At 55.2% G+C, this 712-nt stretch carries 1 protein-coding gene; it reads left to right on the top strand.

Features of this window, described 5'->3' with window-relative positions; translation table 11 throughout:
• A partial coding sequence (locus RMQ97_RS15490; RefSeq protein ID WP_413661805.1) for a hypothetical protein occupies positions 1-712 on the top strand: 712 nt, incomplete at both ends.

Here is a 712-nt window from a genome sequence, read left to right as displayed (position 1 = left end):
CGTCGTTTCGACACCTATGGCAACGACCTGACCTATTCCTACACGGGCGACGAACTCACCCGCGTGACAACTGCAACAGGTGAATTCGTCCAGTATCGATGGCTGGACGGACGCGTCGACCGTATCGAAGTCAGGTTCTACGCCAGTGAGGCGGACAAGGATGCTCAAATCCTGACGGAAACGACCCGCACCTATTACAAATATGACGATCATGGCCGCCTGCACAAAGTTTTCACCGACCTGACCCCAGACGACAATAATGTCTCTGATCTCGATCGATTTGAAACAATCTATGAGTATGTCGGTTCGACCAACCGGATTGCACGCATCACACAGTCGGACGGCGCTAAGGCCGAGTTCGACTACGACGCCTCCGGTCGAATTGAGGAAGTTCGGCAGTTCGTCAGCGACACGGATATCCGCGTTACCCAATATGCGTACCACACGGGATACACCGAGATCACGGATCCACGCGGCGCTGTCACCCAGATTCATTTCGATGCCCAGAGCCGCTTGACGCAGATTGTGTCTCCAGAGCCTTCACCGGGCGCAGGGAGCCAGACGACCCAGATCGAGTATCACGACACTCCTAGCGTGGATGATGACTGGGCACGCAAGGTGATTATCACCCGGCCCGACGGCACCCAGATAGAGAATCAGTACGACGAGAACGGCAATCTTTTCCGGATGATTGACCCGGAAGGCATCGTTT

The sequence above is a fragment of the Maricaulis sp. D1M11 genome, assembly GCF_047308265.1.
Taxonomy (GTDB): domain Bacteria; phylum Pseudomonadota; class Alphaproteobacteria; order Caulobacterales; family Maricaulaceae; genus Maricaulis.
The sequence above is the reverse complement of the archived record's forward strand: the minus strand, read 5'-3'. Positions and strand labels throughout refer to the sequence as shown.